Origin of the sequence: Mesorhizobium sp. M7A.F.Ca.CA.002.04.1.1, from assembly GCF_004022805.1 — a bacterium.
GTDB lineage: Bacteria > Pseudomonadota > Alphaproteobacteria > Rhizobiales > Rhizobiaceae > Mesorhizobium > Mesorhizobium ciceri.
This window is the reverse complement of the sequence record NZ_RZPL01001011.1, coordinates 1-1,509: the sequence shown is the minus strand read 5'-3', so window position 1 is coordinate 1,509 and position 1,509 is coordinate 1. Positions and strand designations below refer to the sequence as shown.

General features: G+C 65.9%; 3 protein-coding genes. All 3 read left to right on the top strand.

Annotation, left to right across the window (positions count from 1 at the left end; translation table 11 throughout):
• Positions 1-553 (top strand): flagellar M-ring protein FliF C-terminal domain-containing protein (locus tag ENZ75_RS31580; RefSeq protein ID WP_348630645.1); only part of this gene is annotated, 553 nt, incomplete at its 5' end.
• A gap of 3 nt (positions 554-556) precedes the next feature.
• Positions 557-1,183 carry a hypothetical protein gene (locus tag ENZ75_RS31575; RefSeq protein ID WP_063168920.1) on the top strand — a complete coding sequence of 209 codons (627 nt, stop codon included), beginning with the start codon at positions 557-559 and terminating at the stop codon, positions 1,181-1,183.
• Positions 1,180-1,509: flagellar motor protein MotB (locus ENZ75_RS31570; protein ID WP_281061320.1), on the top strand; the 330-nt coding region annotated here is incomplete at its 3' end. The genes ENZ75_RS31575 and ENZ75_RS31570, both read left to right, overlap by 4 nt.

Below are 1,509 nucleotides of genomic sequence, written 5' to 3'. Positions count from 1 at the left end.
GCTGACGACCATCCTCGGCAAGGACGCCACACCGGAGCAGATCGCCAAGCGCGTCGCCGAGATCCAGAAGATGGTCACATCCGCCACCGGCCTGGATGAAAAGCGCGGCGACATCATCGACGTCTCGGCGGTCGAGTTCATCGATGGCCTGGATGGCGAGGCGATCCCGCAGGCGGGAATGCTCGATTCGATCGGCCAGCATGCCGGCACGATGATCAATGCAGGTGCCTTCATCGTCGTGGTGTTCCTGGTGGCCTTCTTCGGCCTGAGGCCGATGGCCGCGGCGCTGACGGCAAAGGCTGCTCCAGCCCTGGCAGGTCCCAGCTTCGACGACGTCCAGCGCTCGCTGCCGACGCCGGAGGCAATGGCGGCCACCGACAATGCCGCGGTTGGCGCCTTGCCAGGCACACGCCCAGGCCCCACTCCGCTCGACGATCTTCGCCAGAAGATCCGGCCGGCGCCGCAGGACCGGCTTGCCAGGATGGTCGACCTCAACGAGGAGCGCACCGCGCAGATCCTGCGCAAATGGGCTTCCCAGGAAGTGGCGGTGTAAACCATGCCTTCCGTAGCCCTCTTCGACCTTCTGCCTGATTTCGGCACGCGCGCGCAGCGTGCCGGCCAGCCCCGGGCAGCAGTCGATCCCGAACACAAGCCCGAGACGCCGGCGACGCAAGCCGATATCGGCACGCTGATCGCCGAGGCGGTTGCCCAGGCGGAGGCAGCGCTGGAGGGCCGCCTGGCGGCTGCGCATGACGCCGCGCTCGAAGCCGAACGCCAGGCCAGTGCTGAGGAAGCAAGGATATTTCTCGAAAGCCTTGGCGACGATGTCGGCAAGGCGGTCTCGTTGCACATCGATGCGATGGAGGCGCGCGTGACCGGACTTGTCGCCGGCACGGTCGCCCGCATCATCGGCGGCATCGTCAGCGACGATCTGCAGAAACGTTCGATCGATGCGTTGGCAGACGCCGTCCGCGAAGCGGTTGGCGACGCCGAGGCTGTGCGCATCGTCGTGCGCGGCCCGCTCTCGATGTTCGAAACACTGAAGGCATCGCTCGGACCCCGCGCCGCCAATCTCGATTTTGTCGAGGCGCCAGGCTTCGACCTGACCGTGGCTATCGACGAGGCGGTGTTCGAAACGCGCATGGCCGAATGGTCGACGACCCTCTCGGAGGTCCTGGCATGAGCGTCGCCAACGCCGATCAGGGCCGCCACGAGATCATCATCGTGCGGCGCAGTCATGACGACCATGACGAGGCCCACCATGGCGGCGTCTGGAAGATCGCCTTCGCCGACTTCATGACGGCCATGATGTGCTTCTTCCTGGTCATGTGGCTGATCAACGCCGCCAACGAGCAGACCAAGGCAGCCGTGGCCAGCTACTTCAACCCGGTCAAGCTGGTCGACCGCAATTCGAGCCGCAAGGGCCTGGAGGATCTCGGCGACGGCCCGCGCGCCATGGGACTGACGGCCGACGATCCGCAAGAGGCGACCAGCAAAGCCGGACAGAAC